Here is a 15,580-nt window from a genome sequence, read left to right as displayed (position 1 = left end):
CCCCCTTTTCTAGAAGTTAATTAATCCACTTTGATAATAACTTGATTGTATTCTACATTATCACCATGTCCGACAGTGATTTCTGAAATTTTACCTTCTACCTCACTTGTTACTTCATTCAAAACTTTCATAGCTTCTATATAACCTACGACATCACCTTTTTTAACTTCGTCACCAACTTGTATTAAAGGATTAGTAAGTTCTTTTTCATCTTGTAAGAAAAATGTTCCAACCATAGGTGCTGTAATTGTTTGACTTGCAGTTGAATTATTTTGAGTCGCTGCTTGAGTGTTGTCATTCGCCTCATTAGCAATCGTTGCATACTGCGTCCCCGTTGTTTGTTGTGGTGACGTAAAGTCGATTTCCACTTCACTGGAATGGTCTTTATATTTGAAGTTCTTAACGTCATTTTCTTTTACAAGTTTAATTAATTGTTCTATTTGATCTAATTTCATTATGATTCCCCTTTTAATAATGTATTGATTTTAGTAGCAGTTCTGCGCATTTGAGTTAAATCAAATTGTGGTTGTTCATCAATAGATGTTAGTATTTCTGCAAATTTTTGTTTTTGTTCAATCAATTTGTCAGTAGCCTCTTTAATAGAAATCCATTGAAAATTTAATTTATCACCAGGTTTTTTGTGCGCTAATATTGATAAATCACTTTGACACACATTAGCTATTTTGGTATAACCGCCTACAGTTTGTTTATCATTTAATAAAATAATTGGATTACCATCATTTGGAACTTGAATACTACCCAAGGCTACTGGTTCAGAAATAATGTCCGCTGATTGTTGCGGTTGAATGGTTGTACCATTTAAACGATAACCCATACGATCTGCATTTTCAGAAATAGTAAATTCAGTACTTACTAAATCTGTAATCGCAGTTGATGAAAATGCTTCGAATTGTGGTCCTTCTACAATATGTATTGTCGTCGCATCATAATTTAAGATTTCATCCGCATAGCAGTAACCTATACGTTCTTGATAGCGGTTACATTGTTTTGTGTTAATGACATCATTATTTTTCAATTTACGCCCTTTATAACCACCAATATTACTTCTAGTATGCGTTGAATAGCTTCCAGCTATTTGTGATATTGCTAAAGGTCGACCGAATAGAATATACCCTCTAGCACCTCGTAATACTTGATTGCAAGAAAGCACGTCACCTTTTTTTACTGCAACAACAGTCTGATGTGCAATTTTCACATCATTTAATTTAGCATCAAAACAACCCCCTGTTATTACAATAGTATTATCACTCATAAATTCGATCGTTGGTCCAATTAATGTACATTCAATAGCAGGTCCTTCATTTCCAATTAACTTTTGACCTAAAGTGAACGCATATTCATCCATTGCACCAGCTATAGAAAATCCTTGATCCTGAAATCCAAACCTACCTAAATCTTGTATCGTTGAAAAGAGTCCAGACTTTAATATTTTAATACTCATCAGTTAATGTCACCAACCCTTCGTAGTTATAATTACCTGCGCTTTGTTGTTCGACAATGTGCTGAAACTCTTCAGTAGTTATACTATAAAAATGAATATAATTACCTGGCTGATACAAGCACATGGGTTGTCGTTCGATATTAAAAACTTCAATTGGTGTTTGTCCTATGATTTGCCATCCTCCGGGTGAAGATTTAGGATACAACCCTGTTTGATTATTAGCTATCCCTACAGAACCTGCTGGAATTTGTGTACGCGGTTCTGATCTTCTTGGTGTATGCAATTGAGAACTTAAACCACCTAAAAATGGAAAGCCTGGCATAAAGCCAAGTAAGTATATCAAATAGTCTTCTTTAGTATGTAAATCAATCACTTGTGTTGTAGATAGGTTATGTACGGCAGCCACTTCTTCCAAATCAGGACCATAATCCCCTCCATAACACACTGGAATATTAATAATTCTTTTTGGCTGATTAACTTCAGTATTATTTAGATTTAACGTATCGAGTTGCAACTGATTGATAATGTTTTGTGGTTTATCCTTCGTTATATCAATTGTAAGCATGATAGCACGATATGAAGGAATAACTTCTAAAATTGCTGGAATATCTTGTTGCTTAATATACTCTGTCGCTACTTGTACATGTTGAAAAATTTCTGGATTTATTTCATTTTGAAAATAATAAATAATAGTTTGTTCATTTAGAATTTTCGTTTCCAATAATAAACCCTCCCCTTGAGTTATTATAATTATCAGATAATTACAGTCATACGTTTGTATTATATCATTTACTTTCTATTTTGTTTACTATTTAATTGATATATCAATTAAAAAGCAAAAACCATTTAATAGTTTAATATTCTTAGGTTTAATAATTACAGTGTCGCACAATAATCTAAATCTTTTTAAATTATTATCTAAACCAATTTAACAAATCACAACAATTCCGTACATATATAATTTTACATTTTTTGCACAAAAATACCCTAAAAACAGTGAAGTTTTCAGGGTATTATTATAATTTCACATTATTTTTACTTAATATTTACAATTTTAACATTAATTTCGCCACCATTAGGTAATGCCACACGAACTTCATCATCTAATTTTTTACCAATTAAACTTTTAGCCATTGGTGATTCATTAGAGATTTTACCGTTAAATGCATCTGCTTCTGCTGAACCTACAATTTGGTAACTTTCTTCTTCATCACCAGGTAATTCTACAAATGTAACTGTTTTACCAATTTGAACTTGATTGTTATCACCTGTATCTTCAATGATCAAAGCATTACGTAACATATTTTCAATACGTAAAATATCTTGTTCAATGAAACCTTGTTCATCTTTAGCTGCATCGTACTCTGAGTTCTCAGATAAGTCCCCAAAAGAACGTGCAACTTTAATTTTTTCTACTACTTCTGGTCTTTTAACTGTCTTTAATGTTTCTAATTCATTTTCTAATTTGTCATAACCTTCTTGGGTCATTGGATATTGCTTTTGATTTTCCATAATGTCATCTTCCTTTACCTTTATAATACTATTGTTTACTAACTAAAGTCTGGATTTTTGTAGTCATAATGTCGATTGCAACTTTATTACTTCCACCTTCGGGAATAATTATATCTGCGTACTTTTTAGTAGGTTCAATAAATTGATTATGCATTGGTCGTACAACATTCAAATATTGGTTAACAACAGATTCCATTGTACGTCCTCTTTCTTCTGTATCACGCAATAACCGTCTTAATATACGCAAGTCTGCATCTGTATCAACATAAATTTTAACATCCATTAAATCTCTTAATGTTTTATTTTCCAGCGCAAATATACCTTCTACGATAATAACATCTTTTGGTGCAAATGCAATTGTTTCGCTACTTCTCGTATGATTTTTATAATCATATGTAGGCACTTCTACAGTTTTACCATTTCTCAAGTCAATTAAATTCTCGATTAGCAAATCATTGTCAAACGCAAAAGGATGATCATAATTTGTTTCTAATCTTTCTTCAAATGATAAATGGGATTGATCCTTATAATAATAGTCTTGAGCTAAAAGTGCAACACTATGACCTTCTAAATTTTTCATAATTTCATTTGTAACTGTGGTTTTGCCAGAACCTGAGCCACCGGCAATACCTATTATGGTCGTACTTGTCATCAGCGAATTTCCTTTCTCATCATGTTGTGCGTATAAATAGGACGATCTACTTTTATTTGAATAATTTGCAATGGGTGTCTTGCTGCATCTAATTCATTACCTTCTTCATCGTAAATGTGTGTCACTACTTGTTTGAAGGTTTCAATTTCAGGGCCGAAAAATTCTATTTCTTGACCAGGTTTAAAATAATTGCGTTGTTGAATAGTTGCAATCTGACTATTAACATCATAATCAAGTACCAAACCACAAAAGTCATATGTTGTTTTCTTACGGTCTTGATCACCAAACATCTGCTCTTCATATCCAGGAGTGCCTTCAAAAAATGCTGGTGCAGTGTCTCTATTAGCACATTTATCTAATTCGATTAACCATTCGGGCTGGATTTTAAAATTGTCTGGATCTGCAGCATAAGCATCTATAACTTTACGATATACTGAAACCACAGTTGCTATGTAATGCATTGATTTCATACGGCCTTCTATTTTTAATGAATCTACGCCGATATTCATCATATTGGGTATTGATTCTATCAATTTTAAATCTTTGGGACTCATAGCAAATGGTGTAACCTGTTCATTATCATACAACATATCAAGTTCTCCAGATGTATCAACCTCTAATAAATCATAATCCCAACGACAACTTTGACAACACCCTCCACGATTTGAATCTCTAGCTGTCATATGGTTACTTAACGTACAACGACCGGAATATGCGATACACATCGCACCATGAATAAAAGCTTCTATTTCAATATCAACCTTATCTTTCATTTCTTGCATCTCCATGGCACCTGTTTCCCTAGCTAGCACCACTCTATCTAAACCTTCATTTTTCCAAAACTCTACTGCTTTATAATTGGATAATGATTGTTGAGTAGATAAATGTATTTCTAATTTTGGTGCTACTCGTTTACAAGTTTCAATAATTAACGGATCTGCTACAATTATGCCAGTAGCACCTGTAGCCTCTAAATCGATTAAATATTGGTCTAAACCTTCCATGTTCTCATCATGTGCAATGATATTAGTTGTAATGTAAATTTTAGCTCCATATTTGTGGGCGAATTCTACACCCTCTTTGATTTCTGCCATTGTAAAATTATCAGCATTTGACCGCAAACCATATTCTTGGCCACCTAAAAACACTGCATCAGCGCCATAATGTACCGCAATTTTCAACTTTTCTAAATTACCAGCTGGTGCAAGTAATTCGGGTTTTTTAATTGTTGTTGGCTGTAATGCTATTTCAGCTGTTGTTTTCATGTTTAAGCCTCCTAATATACCGTTTGTTTATATAAGAAGCCTTCATCAAATGGACGATGTTCAGGTTGTATTGCTTCTATAGGATCAACAAGCATGAATTTTTCATCTTCATACATTTCTGGATCTTCATTATACAAATCAATAGCTTCTCTATATTGGGCTGTGCATATATTGATATATTCTTCTGATTGTAACACACCATCAATTTTCAAGGCATCAATACCATGTTCTAACAACACATCTAACTCTTCTATTAAGCAGATATCATTAGGTGACATAATATGAGTACCATTGTAATCTTCATAAACAGGATATTTATTATCACGTTCATCATCATATAATAGCAATGTATTATTAGTGTTATGGCGCTCAATTTTCATTTGACGTTCTTGGAAAGTGTAATAATTACCTAATAACATACGTTTTGATTGAAACATACACGTCATACCATGAACTTGTACTTCTATTTCTACTTCACTATGTTGTTTGATGTTTATAATTTCTTCTAAGCTTAATTCACGTGCTAAAACTGCACGCGATGCGCCTTTATTTCCCCAATAGTTGCATTGGAAATAATTAGTAACAAGAGCTTCAGCATCCCAATGTAAAGTAATTGGATTATTTTGTTGCTTCACATACATAATTACTGCTGGATCGCCGAAGATAATACGGTCGACATTTATGTCGTGTAAAAAATTGATGTAGTCTTCTAAGGCATTTAAATGATAATTATGAAAAATACCATTTACGGCTGCATAGGCTTTTTTCCCATGGTCATGTATTAATGATACAGCCTCTCTCATCGCATCTCTATTAAATTCTCCAGCTAACCTTAAGCCAAACTTCTGTTCACCGATAACGAATGCATCAGCGCCTTTTGCTATCAAAGTTGTTATATGATTTATCGATTTTGGAGTAACTAACAGTTCTGTCATTTTGATTCTCCTTTAATTGAGATTGCTAAGCCATCATCTATATTGAGAAAATTAGTAACAAAATCAGGATGATTCATTAACCACTCATTATATTGCTGAACTTTTTTTACCATTTGTTTAACATTACGTGACCTTACAACATCAATATCAGCAACAAAACCATGGTATAAAACATTGTCTGTAATAACCATTCCTTGTTCGTTTAACAATGGGCTATAGAGTTCAAAAAACTTTTTAGATTGTGCTTTAGCAGCATCAATAAATATCATATCATAACTATGTGTAATAACATTTTCAAATTGCTCTAGCGCATCACCTTGAACAAGTGTTATTTGATCATCATAACCAAACTGAGTCACATGTTGTTTAGACAGTCGTTGCATTTTCTCATCGCGTTCAATTGTAGTAACATGTATTTGTTCATTTACCGAAGCAAATTGCATAGCACTGTAGCCGATTGCGGTACCAATTTCTAAGATATGTTTAGGGCAATGGACACGTATCAGCTGCTTAATCATATCTAATGATAATTTGTCGACAATTGGGACTTGATTTTCTTCTGCGAAAGGTCTTAATTTTTCTATCTCATTATCTGTTTGTTTGTGTAAATTTAATAAATATGTTTGGTTTTTATCCACATCAATAACTTCCTTTTTTAAATACATAGCATAGCTCATAAAAATAAATCAGTCTTTCTTTGAGACTGATTAGTATGTAATATCTTTTGATGATAATCATATTGTTGATCATCAATATGTGTCTATAAATTTAACTTTATATATTTTACCATAATTAAAAATGAATTTTAAGTATATTCCCAACGAAACGCTAATTAATGTTAACTTTCTTTAAATTAAAGAGACTGAGATAACATTGATTCGTCCAAACCTTTTTATATTTAAAATTTTACAATTTTGACCGTGCATGCTTGGGTTATAGCTCGAGCCTGAAGTCTCTCACTCATACTATTTCTCCGGGCGTCAGCATGTTACAAAATCAGTACATAATCTATATTTGTTTCTATTGCTTTAATTGTTTGTCTCATTGATTTGATAACAAGTAATCTTTGTATAATACTGGCAGTAATTTATGCCGATTCCTGTGAGAATTGCGCTAACCAAAGATTACAGGAATCGGCAGTGCCCACGGAAAGCGTGTATTAAAAAACTGCCAACAAAGTCGGGACTTTGTCGACAGTCTGAAACTACTTTCTCCTTTTAGAGAAAGTAGTTTTTAGATGCATCAATTAATGTTCGTGATCGTGATCATGATCATCGTCCATTTCAGTATTTACAATTTCTTCAATTATGCTCCATTCTTCATCTGTTTCAACCGGCAAGAATTTACCACCTTCACCATTTTCATCTGGTTCATTAATCATTGGAACTAATTCAATTAAATCATCGTCGTCTGACTCTGCACCTTCTTCTGCTAAGATTACGTATTCTTTTTTAAATTCTGGATGATAAAATTCTAAAACTTTACGATAAAGTACTTCGTTACCTTCTTCATCATATAGCGTTAGCATCTCTTCTTCATTATTGATTTGTAATTCTGCATCTTGGTTATGTTCAGTCATCTTAAATTTCTCCTTTTTATTGAATTGAATCCAAATAACCTTGCAAGATAAACACTGCGGCCATTTTATCAATTACTTTTTTTCTTTTCTGTCTAGAAACATCGGCTTCAAGTAATGACCGCTCTGCAGCCATAGTACTTAATCTTTCATCCCACATAATAAGTTCTACAGTTGGAAGAGCTTCTTGAAGCTGTTCCTTGTATTGTAACGAAGCTTCGCCTCGAAATCCAATAGAATTATTCATATTTTTTGGTAAGCCTATAACGATCGTTCCAACGTTTTCTTTTTTTACTATTTGTACAAGCTGATCAATGCCTAATTGATTTTCGCTTTCATTAATTTGGAGTGTATCTAAACCTTGGGCTGTCCATCCCATTAAATCGCTTATCGCAATTCCTACTGTTTTACTGCCTACATCAAGGCCTAATATTTTCTTTTTCAACATAATTATTTATCTGTTTTTTCTTCTAAATAATTTGAGACAAGTTCTTCCATAATATCGTCACGATCAATGTGTCTGATTTGGTTTCTTGCTTCATTATGTCTCGGTATATAAGCAGGGTCACCTGATAATAAGTAACCAACGATTTGATTTACAGGATTATAACCGCGCTCTTCTAATGTATCATAAACATTTTTTAAAACCGTTTTAACATCTTTTTTTGGAACTTCATTGTAATTAAACTTCATAGTTTTATCTAAGTTTTCCATAATCAACACTCCTTAAATAATAGTAAAAATTCTTACCTTTATCTTAACTTACAATACACAAGACTTACAGTGATTTAATATAATCTTTAATAGAACGTAATGATTCTGTTATGTTTTCAGGTTGTGTACCGCCACCTTGAGCCATATCAGGGCGACCGCCACCTTTACCTCCGACGATTGGTGCCATTTCTTTAATAATATCACCAGCTTTAATAGTTTCCGTTAAAGCTTTAGGCACAGTGGCAATTAATGATACTTTTCCACCGACATCGCTTGCTAAAATAATGATTGTATCTTGTAATTTAGATTTAAAATCATCCATTGCTTCACGTATTGCTTTTGCATTATCTACTTCGATTTGAATTGCTAAAACTGGGAGGCCATTTAAATCTTCAACTTGATTGCTTATATCTCCCATTTTTAATGAATTAATTTCTTTATTACGTTGCTCTAATTGTTTGTTCAATGCTTTTTCTTCTTGTTGCATATGCTCTACTTTTTCAAGTACTTGTTCATCTGATTTAACTTTAACAGCTTGTTTAATGTCATTAAAGTGTTGCTGGATTGTTTCTAAGTGTAAGAACGCTGCTTGACCTGTTAATGCTTCAATACGGCGTATACCAGCACCTGTACCAGATTCACTAATTATTTTGAACAAACCAATTTCAGATGTGTTTTGAACATGAATACCACCACATAATTCAATAGAAAATGGTGACATATCAACAACTCTTACCACATCTCCATATTTTTCACCGAATAGAGCCATCGCCCCTTTTTGCTTAGCTTCTTCAATTGGCATCTCGCTAATATTTACAGTGAGGTGATTCCAAATTTCTTCATTTACACGACGTTCAACTTGTGCAATTTCATTATCTGTCATTGCACCAAAATGAGAAAAGTCAAAACGTAAACGTTCTGGTGCAACAAGTGACCCTGCTTGGTTGACATGATCTCCTAGCACTTCTTTCAATGCAGCATGTAGTAAATGCGTTGCACTATGATTTTTCTTAATAGCTAAACGTTCTTGCTGGTTGACAGTAGCTTGTACCGTTGCAGCTTCTTTAACTTGACCAAAACGTACTGTACCATGATGTAAATTTTGACCATTTGGTGCTTTAGTGACTTCTGTTACATCAATTTCAAAGTCTTCACTACTGATAAGACCTTTATCTGCTACTTGCCCACCACTAACAGCATAAAATGGAGTAGCTGCAAGAATGAAGTAAATCTCCTCACCTGCTTCAGCAGAAGTTACGCGTTCACCATTATGGATAATATCCGTAATCTTACTCTCTTGAGTAGTAGTATCATAGCCAACAAACTGGCTATCTGTAGTGATATCTTTCAAGACTTCACTTTGCACTTGCATTGATTGAGAATCCTGTCTAGCTTGTCGCGCACGATCACGTTGCTTTTGCATTTCCACTTCAAACGTGTCCATGTCTACAGTTAAGTTTTCTTGCAAAGCAATTTCTTCAGTCAATTCTACAGGGAAGCCATACGTATCATAAAGTTTAAATGCATCTTCTCCTGCAATTGTATGGTTGCTCTCTTTCGCTTTAGCTACTAAAGTATTTAAAATATTCAAGCCTTCTTCTAATGTTTCGTGGAAACGTTCTTCTTCTGATTTTATTACACGTTTGATAAAATCTGACTTTTCTTTCACATTAGGGTAATAAGGTTCCATAATTTCAGCAACAATATCAACTAATTTATACATAAATGGTTCATTAATAGCTAACGTTTGGCTAAATCGTACAGCACGACGTAACAAACGTCTTAGGACATAACCACGTCCTTCATTAGCAGGCAATGCACCGTCAGCAATGGCAAAAGAAATCGTTCTAATATGATCGGCAATTACTTTAAAAGCAACATCATCTTGGTCATTAACTAAATATTTTTTACCAGAAACTTTTTCAACTTCTTCTATGATTGGAATAAATAAATCCGTTTCATAATTAGTACGAACATTTTGAGATACTGAAGCCATACGCTCTAAGCCCATTCCTGTATCAATGTTTTTATTAGGTAATGGTGTATAAGTATGATCTTTATTATGGTTAAATTCACTAAATACTAAGTTCCATACTTCTAAAAAGCGTTCATTTTCGCCACCAGGATACATTTCTTCTGCCGGATCATCTGCACCAAATGCATCACCACGGTCATAAAATATTTCTGTATTAGGACCAGATGGGCCTTCGCCAATATCCCAAAAATTACCTTCTATACGAATGATTCTACTTTCATCTAGTCCAACAACGTCATGCCATAAATTGTAGGCTTCCACATCTTCTGGATGAATTGTGACATAAAGTTTATCCGCTTCCATGCCCATCCATTTATCACTTGTTAAAAATTCCCAAGCATATTCAATGGCTTCTTTTTTAAAATAATCACCGATAGAAAAATTCCCCAACATTTCAAAAAATGTGTGGTGTCGAGCCGTAAAGCCTACATTTTCAATATCATTCGTTCTAATAGCTTTTTGTGAATTAACAATTCTTGGCTTTTTAGGAATTTCTCTTCCATCAAAATATTTTTTCAATGTTGCCACACCTGAGTTAATCCATAAAAGTGAATCATCATCTATAGGTACTAACGGTGCCGATGGTTCAACCATGTGTCCTTTCTCTACAAAGAAGTCAATAAAACTTTGTCTTATTTCACTCGCTTTTAATTGTTTCATTACTTTTCCTCCATTACAATATATAACTCATTGTATAAATTTTTAAATTTATAAAAAAGCATAAAAAAAGTCCATCCTCAAAAGGGACGAACAAATCGCGGTACCACCCTAGTTATATTCATTAATAACGATGATGCATGAATAAATGCAACTCATCACTTATTGAGAATATCACTCGTTTTAATATTTATTACTGACACAAAGTAGCATTCTATAATCCAAGCTGTACTTTTCACCACACAGTACATCTCTGTTTGTCTTAGATTATATACTCGTCTCTATGCAAACTTAACTTTATTTTATTTTCTTTTGTTGTCAATGTCAATCATTTACGAAGTCATATGGTGATAATTGCCCCATATTAATCATTGGGTCAATTTGATATATGGTACTCTCAGTCAAAGTAACTGTACTATTAAGTTGCTGGTTAATATCTTCTTGGTCATCATCTTTACCTGAGTCACTATCAAAGTAAGCTTGCAGTAAGTCACATAATTGAGTCATTCTTACTTGACCATTTGTCTTTAAACCAATTGTAAATGCATTGGGATCACCTAAAAAGACCAATGATTGTTTTGCACGTGTCAGACCTGTATACAAAATAGGCTTTTGTAACATTCTGAAATACTGTTTTACCATAGGCATAATGACAATTGGAAATTCAGAACCTTGTGATTTATGGATAGATGTACAATAAGCATGTGTTAATTCCATTAAATCTTGTCGTGTAAATGTTATCTCATTACCTTCAAAATCAACCACTAATACATCTTTATCTAAGGCATTTTCTTTAGCCCAAAAAATACCTACAATTACTCCGATATCTCCATTAAAAATATTATCATTTGGTCTATTAACCAATTGCAATACTTTATCGCCTTTTCTAAATAAAACTTCACCAAATGCAATTTCACGCGTATCTTTTATTTTTGGATTTAATATATCTTGTAATACTTGATTTAATCGCTTAATGCCTGCAGAACCTTTGTACATAGGTGCTAATACTTGAATATCACTCATATCATACCCTTTGTTAACAGCACTAGCTACAACTTTTTCAACAACTTGTGGTATTTGTTCTGTTTGACAGTTGATAAAATTACGGTCATGAAAACGCTCGGTAATATCTATTGGTAACCCCAATTTAATTTTATGCGCTAACTCTATAATACTAGATCCATCTTGCTGTCTATATACTTCAGTTAAATTAACTCTAGGAATAACTCCAGAGTCAATTAAATCTTTAAAGACTTGTCCGGGACCAACTGACGGTAATTGATCCTCATCACCAACTAAAATGACTTGTGCATCTAACGGTACTGCACTCATAAATTGATGAAATAACCAAGTATCTACCATCGACATCTCATCTATAATAATCAATTTAGCCTTAATTTCATTATCTAAAATATCTTCAGGTTGTGTTTCTTGATTCCAACCAATAAGTCGGTGAATGGTCATAGCTTCTAATCCTGTAGCTTCAGCTAATCGTTTAGACGCTCGCCCTGTCGGAGCACCTAACACAATAGGATAATCATCTTCTTTATAATCGTCATAATCTAAAGAAAGGCCATGTATTTCAGCATACAATTCTACGATGCCTTTTATTACAGTTGTTTTCCCTGTACCAGGTCCTCCTGTTAATAACATCACTTTTGAATTAATAGCGGTTTGTAGTGCTTCTTTTTGTGATTCAGCATAACTGACTGTATTTTGGTCCTCTATATTACCAATTTCTAATAATAAGTCGGACATTTCAATATCTTTCAATTTTTTAGTGTACGTGAAATTGCGATATAAATTTTGGACACTCTTTATTTCTGAATAATACAAACTTGGAATAGCTAATTCAGCTTCTTGCTGTACTAATTTATCTTCATTGACTAGCTGTTCAACTTGATTAGCTAATATCGATTGATCTATGACTTCAGATGGAGGATTAGATAAAATATCCTGTACCAATTCTAAAACAAATTGCGTAGGTAAATAGGTATGTCCTTGTTTAATACACTCTTCTTCTAGTATATAGAGTATTCCTGCTTTTAAACGTTCTGGATCGTTATATTGAATACCGATATTTTTGGCTAACATATCAGCTTTATTAAAACCAATACCCTTGACATCATATACTAATTGGTAAGGTGTCTTTTCTACTACATTGAGTGTTTCACCTAAATAAGCTTGGTATATATTCATTGCTAACTTCGGCCCAAAGCCTAAGTCATGTAATCTAATTATTATTTGTTCTGTTTCTTGGTTGCTAGCAATTTGTTCTGCAATTTGTTTTTGTTTGCTTGCAGATAAACTCGGCACCTTACTTAAAACTTGTGAATCGTTTAATATATCAGCAATGGCATTTTCACCGAGTGTATTAACAATATTTTGAGCCGTCTTTTTACCAATACCTTTGAATAAGTCACTAGACAAATAACTGATAATTGCTTCCTTCGTTTGTGGTAATTCCTTTTCAAAAATATCTGCTTTTAATTGTTTACCATATTTAGGATGCGTAGCTATTTGCCCTTTAAATGTATAGACATCACCTTCCACAATTTCAGGAAAGAACCCTACAACTGTAGGCATACTATCTAATGATTCATTGGTTTCAATTGTATCAACTTTTAATACAGTATACAAATTATCTTTGTTTTGAAACAAAATAGCATCTACTGTACCTTTAATCATTGAATAGTTAAACAGTGTAGGATCTGCCATGATTTACTCCTCCTCTTTTATTGCTTCGAATGTCTGGATTGCATGTTGACTCATATGGTGTTCGGGGTTAATTGCAACTGCTTGCTTAAAATAACGTAATGCTACATCTATATCTTCAGTATCCATATATGTTGCTAACCCTAAATTATATAATGCATCTACATGCTTATTGTCTAAACTCAATACGCGATTTAATTGTGTAATTGCTTGCTTAAACATTTCTAAATGACATAACACCAAGCCATATTGAAATTGAACTTCTACATCTCTACGATCGTCTTTTTCTGCAGCAGTCATTAAAAAAGGCATAGCCTCTTTAAACGCTTCTAATTGGTTAAATGACATACCAATCATATAATTCGTATCAACCACGTCTACATCATATTTTAACGCAGTTTGATATAGTCGAATTGCTTCATTAAAACGACCTTCATTATAATATACATTAGCTAAATTATAATATACTGGACCATTTTCTGAATCAATTGTTAGTGCTTTTTGAAAAAAAGTTTCAGCATGTTCAACTTCTCCTGCTTCAGCAATTAAAATACCTGCATTAATATAATTTTCAATTTCTTCAGGCTGTGCTTCTATATTATCAAAAAGTGCTTGTAATGCTTTTTCAGTTTCACCATTTTTTATGAATTCATATATGTGTTCTTGTTCCATTGTTAGTCCTCTTTTCTTATCTTGTTATTTATAGCATACAAAAGCTTAAAACATTGGACAATGTGAAATATAAGTGGCTAACTAGTTCTAACTTTAGTTATAAAGTTTTTTCCTAATACCGTAAAGTTACTTAACTTAGGTCTATAAGTATATGTATAAAAAGCAAACAATCTACGCTTTAAGTGTAAATTGAACGCTTATTAAATTTCAATTTAAAGTAAGTTAACTCTAACTTAAACTTACTATTGTTATGTCTATAAACTGCATTAATTTATACGACGTAACTTAATTGTCCAGAATTTTTGAAAACATCATCAATTGTAGCTCCGCCTAAACATACATCACCGTCATATAACACAACTGCTTGCCCAGGAGTAATCGCTCTTACTGGTTGATCAAACGTAACACGAATTGAATTGTCATCTTCTTGTTGTACAAAAACTTGAGTATCTCGTTGTCTATATCTAAATTTCGCAGTACATGAAAAACCTTGTGCTAAATCCACTGGGTTAATAAATGAAAAGTCTGAAGCAATTAAATAATCACTGTACAATGCATTATGATCAAAACCTTGTTCGACATATAATACATTTTCATCAAGATTTTTACCTACTACAAACCAAGGATCACCGTCGCCACCAATACCTAAGCCATGACGTTGACCAATAGTATAATACATCAATCCTGCATGTGTTCCTTTGTTTTCACCGTTTAACGTACGCATTTCACCCGATTGTGCAGGCAAATATTGTGATAAAAATGATTTGAAATTGCGTTCACCAATGAAACATATACCTGTGGAATCTTTTTTCTTAGCTGTTGCAAGATCTTGTTCTTCTGCAATGCGACGCACTTCTTTTTTATCAATGCCACCAAGTGGGAACATAACATGTTGTAATTGATCTTGTGATAGTTGATTTAAGAAATAAGTTTGATCCTTATTATTATCAACACCACGTAACATTTCAACATGACCATCATCGAATCGTTGAACACGTGCATAATGACCTGTTGCTACATAATCTGCACCTAGTTTTAAGGCATGTTCTAAAAAAGCTTTGAATTTTATTTCTTTGTTACACATTACATCAGGATTAGGCGTTCTTCCTTTTTTATATTCATCTAAGAAGTAAGTAAATACTTTATCCCAGTATTCTTGTTCAAAATTCACTGCATAGTAAGGAATTCCTATTTGATTACAAACAGCGATAACGTCATTGTAATCCTCTGTTGCTGTACAAACACCATTTTCATCAGTATCATCCCAATTTTTCATAAAAATACCGATTACATCATACCCTTGTTCTTTTAACAAATGTGCTGTTACAGAACTATCAACACCGCCTGACATACCTACTACTACTCGTACGCCTTCATTATTCAAT

General features: G+C 33.1%; 15 protein-coding genes. All 15 read right to left on the bottom strand.

Going from position 1 to position 15,580, the window contains the following annotated elements; all coding sequences use genetic code 11:
• Positions 1-20 precede the first annotated feature (20 nt).
• The 15 genes from MUA37_RS06200 to mnmA all read right to left on the bottom strand — a co-directional run bounded on the left by MUA37_RS06200 (position 21) and on the right by mnmA (position 15,579).
• A complete protein-coding gene (locus MUA37_RS06200; protein WP_262624907.1) occupies positions 21-455 on the bottom strand; it encodes an acetyl-CoA carboxylase biotin carboxyl carrier protein in 435 nt (144 codons plus the stop codon).
• On the bottom strand, positions 455-1,462 hold the full coding sequence (locus MUA37_RS06195) for a 5-oxoprolinase subunit C family protein (RefSeq protein WP_262624906.1): 1,008 nt from the start codon (positions 1,460-1,462) through the stop codon (positions 455-457). The genes MUA37_RS06200 and MUA37_RS06195 overlap by 1 nt, the downstream gene beginning before the upstream one ends.
• Complete coding sequence (gene pxpB / locus MUA37_RS06190) at positions 1,452-2,183, bottom strand: 5-oxoprolinase subunit PxpB (RefSeq protein ID WP_002510474.1); 732 nt, start codon at positions 2,181-2,183, stop codon at positions 1,452-1,454. Before pxpB ends, MUA37_RS06195 begins: the two co-directional genes overlap by 11 nt.
• A 314-nt stretch (positions 2,184-2,497) precedes the next feature.
• Positions 2,498-2,974: a transcription elongation factor GreA gene (gene greA / locus MUA37_RS06185; protein WP_002510473.1), complete on the bottom strand. Its 477-nt coding sequence runs from the start codon at positions 2,972-2,974 to the stop codon at positions 2,498-2,500.
• Between the two features lie 28 nt (positions 2,975-3,002).
• Entirely contained in the window at positions 3,003-3,626 is a 624-nt protein-coding gene (udk, locus tag MUA37_RS06180) for a uridine kinase (RefSeq protein ID WP_002510472.1), read from the bottom strand.
• Positions 3,626-4,891, bottom strand: a complete 1,266-nt coding sequence (locus tag MUA37_RS06175; RefSeq protein ID WP_204171780.1) for a peptidase U32 family protein — start codon at positions 4,889-4,891, stop codon at positions 3,626-3,628. The genes udk and MUA37_RS06175 overlap by 1 nt, the downstream gene beginning before the upstream one ends.
• A gap of 11 nt (positions 4,892-4,902) precedes the next feature.
• A complete protein-coding gene (locus MUA37_RS06170) occupies positions 4,903-5,826 on the bottom strand; it encodes a peptidase U32 family protein (RefSeq protein WP_204171781.1) in 924 nt (307 codons plus the stop codon).
• Positions 5,823-6,464, bottom strand: a complete 642-nt coding sequence (locus tag MUA37_RS06165) for an O-methyltransferase (protein ID WP_262624923.1) — start codon at positions 6,462-6,464, stop codon at positions 5,823-5,825. The genes MUA37_RS06170 and MUA37_RS06165 overlap by 4 nt, the downstream gene beginning before the upstream one ends.
• A 608-nt stretch (positions 6,465-7,072) precedes the next feature.
• Positions 7,073-7,405, bottom strand: a complete 333-nt coding sequence (locus MUA37_RS06160; protein WP_262624905.1) for a DUF1292 domain-containing protein — start codon at positions 7,403-7,405, stop codon at positions 7,073-7,075.
• A gap of 16 nt (positions 7,406-7,421) precedes the next feature.
• Complete coding sequence (ruvX, locus tag MUA37_RS06155; RefSeq protein WP_021459902.1) at positions 7,422-7,850, bottom strand: Holliday junction resolvase RuvX; 429 nt, start codon at positions 7,848-7,850, stop codon at positions 7,422-7,424.
• A 2-nt stretch (positions 7,851-7,852) separates the two neighbouring features.
• Entirely contained in the window at positions 7,853-8,116 is a 264-nt protein-coding gene (locus MUA37_RS06150; RefSeq protein WP_002510466.1) for an IreB family regulatory phosphoprotein, read from the bottom strand.
• A gap of 64 nt (positions 8,117-8,180) precedes the next feature.
• Positions 8,181-10,811, bottom strand: coding sequence for an alanine--tRNA ligase (alaS, locus tag MUA37_RS06145; RefSeq protein ID WP_002510465.1), 2,631 nt, complete (start codon positions 10,809-10,811; stop codon positions 8,181-8,183).
• A gap of 321 nt (positions 10,812-11,132) precedes the next feature.
• Positions 11,133-13,526: an SF1B family DNA helicase RecD2 gene (gene recD2, locus MUA37_RS06140; RefSeq protein ID WP_262624904.1), complete on the bottom strand. Its 2,394-nt coding sequence runs from the start codon at positions 13,524-13,526 to the stop codon at positions 11,133-11,135.
• A 3-nt stretch (positions 13,527-13,529) separates the two neighbouring features.
• Positions 13,530-14,195 (bottom strand): tetratricopeptide repeat protein, encoded by a 666-nt coding sequence (locus MUA37_RS06135; RefSeq protein WP_021459900.1) that lies wholly within the window; start codon positions 14,193-14,195, stop codon positions 13,530-13,532.
• A gap of 271 nt (positions 14,196-14,466) precedes the next feature.
• On the bottom strand, positions 14,467-15,579 hold the full coding sequence (mnmA, locus tag MUA37_RS06130) for a tRNA 2-thiouridine(34) synthase MnmA (RefSeq protein WP_232192065.1): 1,113 nt from the start codon (positions 15,577-15,579) through the stop codon (positions 14,467-14,469).
• Position 15,580 lies beyond the last annotated feature (1 nt).

The sequence above is a fragment of the Staphylococcus arlettae genome (assembly GCF_025560845.1).
Classification (GTDB): Bacteria; Bacillota; Bacilli; order Staphylococcales; family Staphylococcaceae; genus Staphylococcus; species Staphylococcus arlettae.
The sequence above is the reverse complement of the archived record's forward strand: the minus strand, read 5'-3'. Positions and strand labels throughout refer to the sequence as shown.

Bases quoted from the DNA above. Each gene is read 5' to 3' on its own strand.
- MUA37_RS06200 (WP_262624907.1), bottom strand. From the start codon at position 455: ATGAAATTAGATCAAATAGAACAATTAATTAAACTTGTAAAAGAAAAT.
- MUA37_RS06195 (WP_262624906.1), bottom strand. From the start codon at position 1,462: ATGAGTATTAAAATATTAAAGTCTGGACTCTTTTCAACGATACAAGAT.
- greA (WP_002510473.1), bottom strand. From the start codon at position 2,974: ATGGAAAATCAAAAGCAATATCCAATGACCCAAGAAGGTTATGACAAA.
- udk (WP_002510472.1), bottom strand. From the start codon at position 3,626: ATGACAAGTACGACCATAATAGGTATTGCCGGTGGCTCAGGTTCTGGC.
- MUA37_RS06175 (WP_204171780.1), bottom strand. From the start codon at position 4,891: ATGAAAACAACAGCTGAAATAGCATTACAGCCAACAACAATTAAAAAA.
- MUA37_RS06170 (WP_204171781.1), bottom strand. From the start codon at position 5,826: ATGACAGAACTGTTAGTTACTCCAAAATCGATAAATCATATAACAACT.
- MUA37_RS06160 (WP_262624905.1), bottom strand. From the start codon at position 7,405: ATGACTGAACATAACCAAGATGCAGAATTACAAATCAATAATGAAGAA.
- ruvX (WP_021459902.1), bottom strand. From the start codon at position 7,850: ATGTTGAAAAAGAAAATATTAGGCCTTGATGTAGGCAGTAAAACAGTA.
- MUA37_RS06150 (WP_002510466.1), bottom strand. From the start codon at position 8,116: ATGGAAAACTTAGATAAAACTATGAAGTTTAATTACAATGAAGTTCCA.
- alaS (WP_002510465.1), bottom strand. From the start codon at position 10,811: ATGAAACAATTAAAAGCGAGTGAAATAAGACAAAGTTTTATTGACTTC.
- recD2 (WP_262624904.1), bottom strand. From the start codon at position 13,526: ATGGCAGATCCTACACTGTTTAACTATTCAATGATTAAAGGTACAGTA.
- MUA37_RS06135 (WP_021459900.1), bottom strand. From the start codon at position 14,195: ATGGAACAAGAACACATATATGAATTCATAAAAAATGGTGAAACTGAA.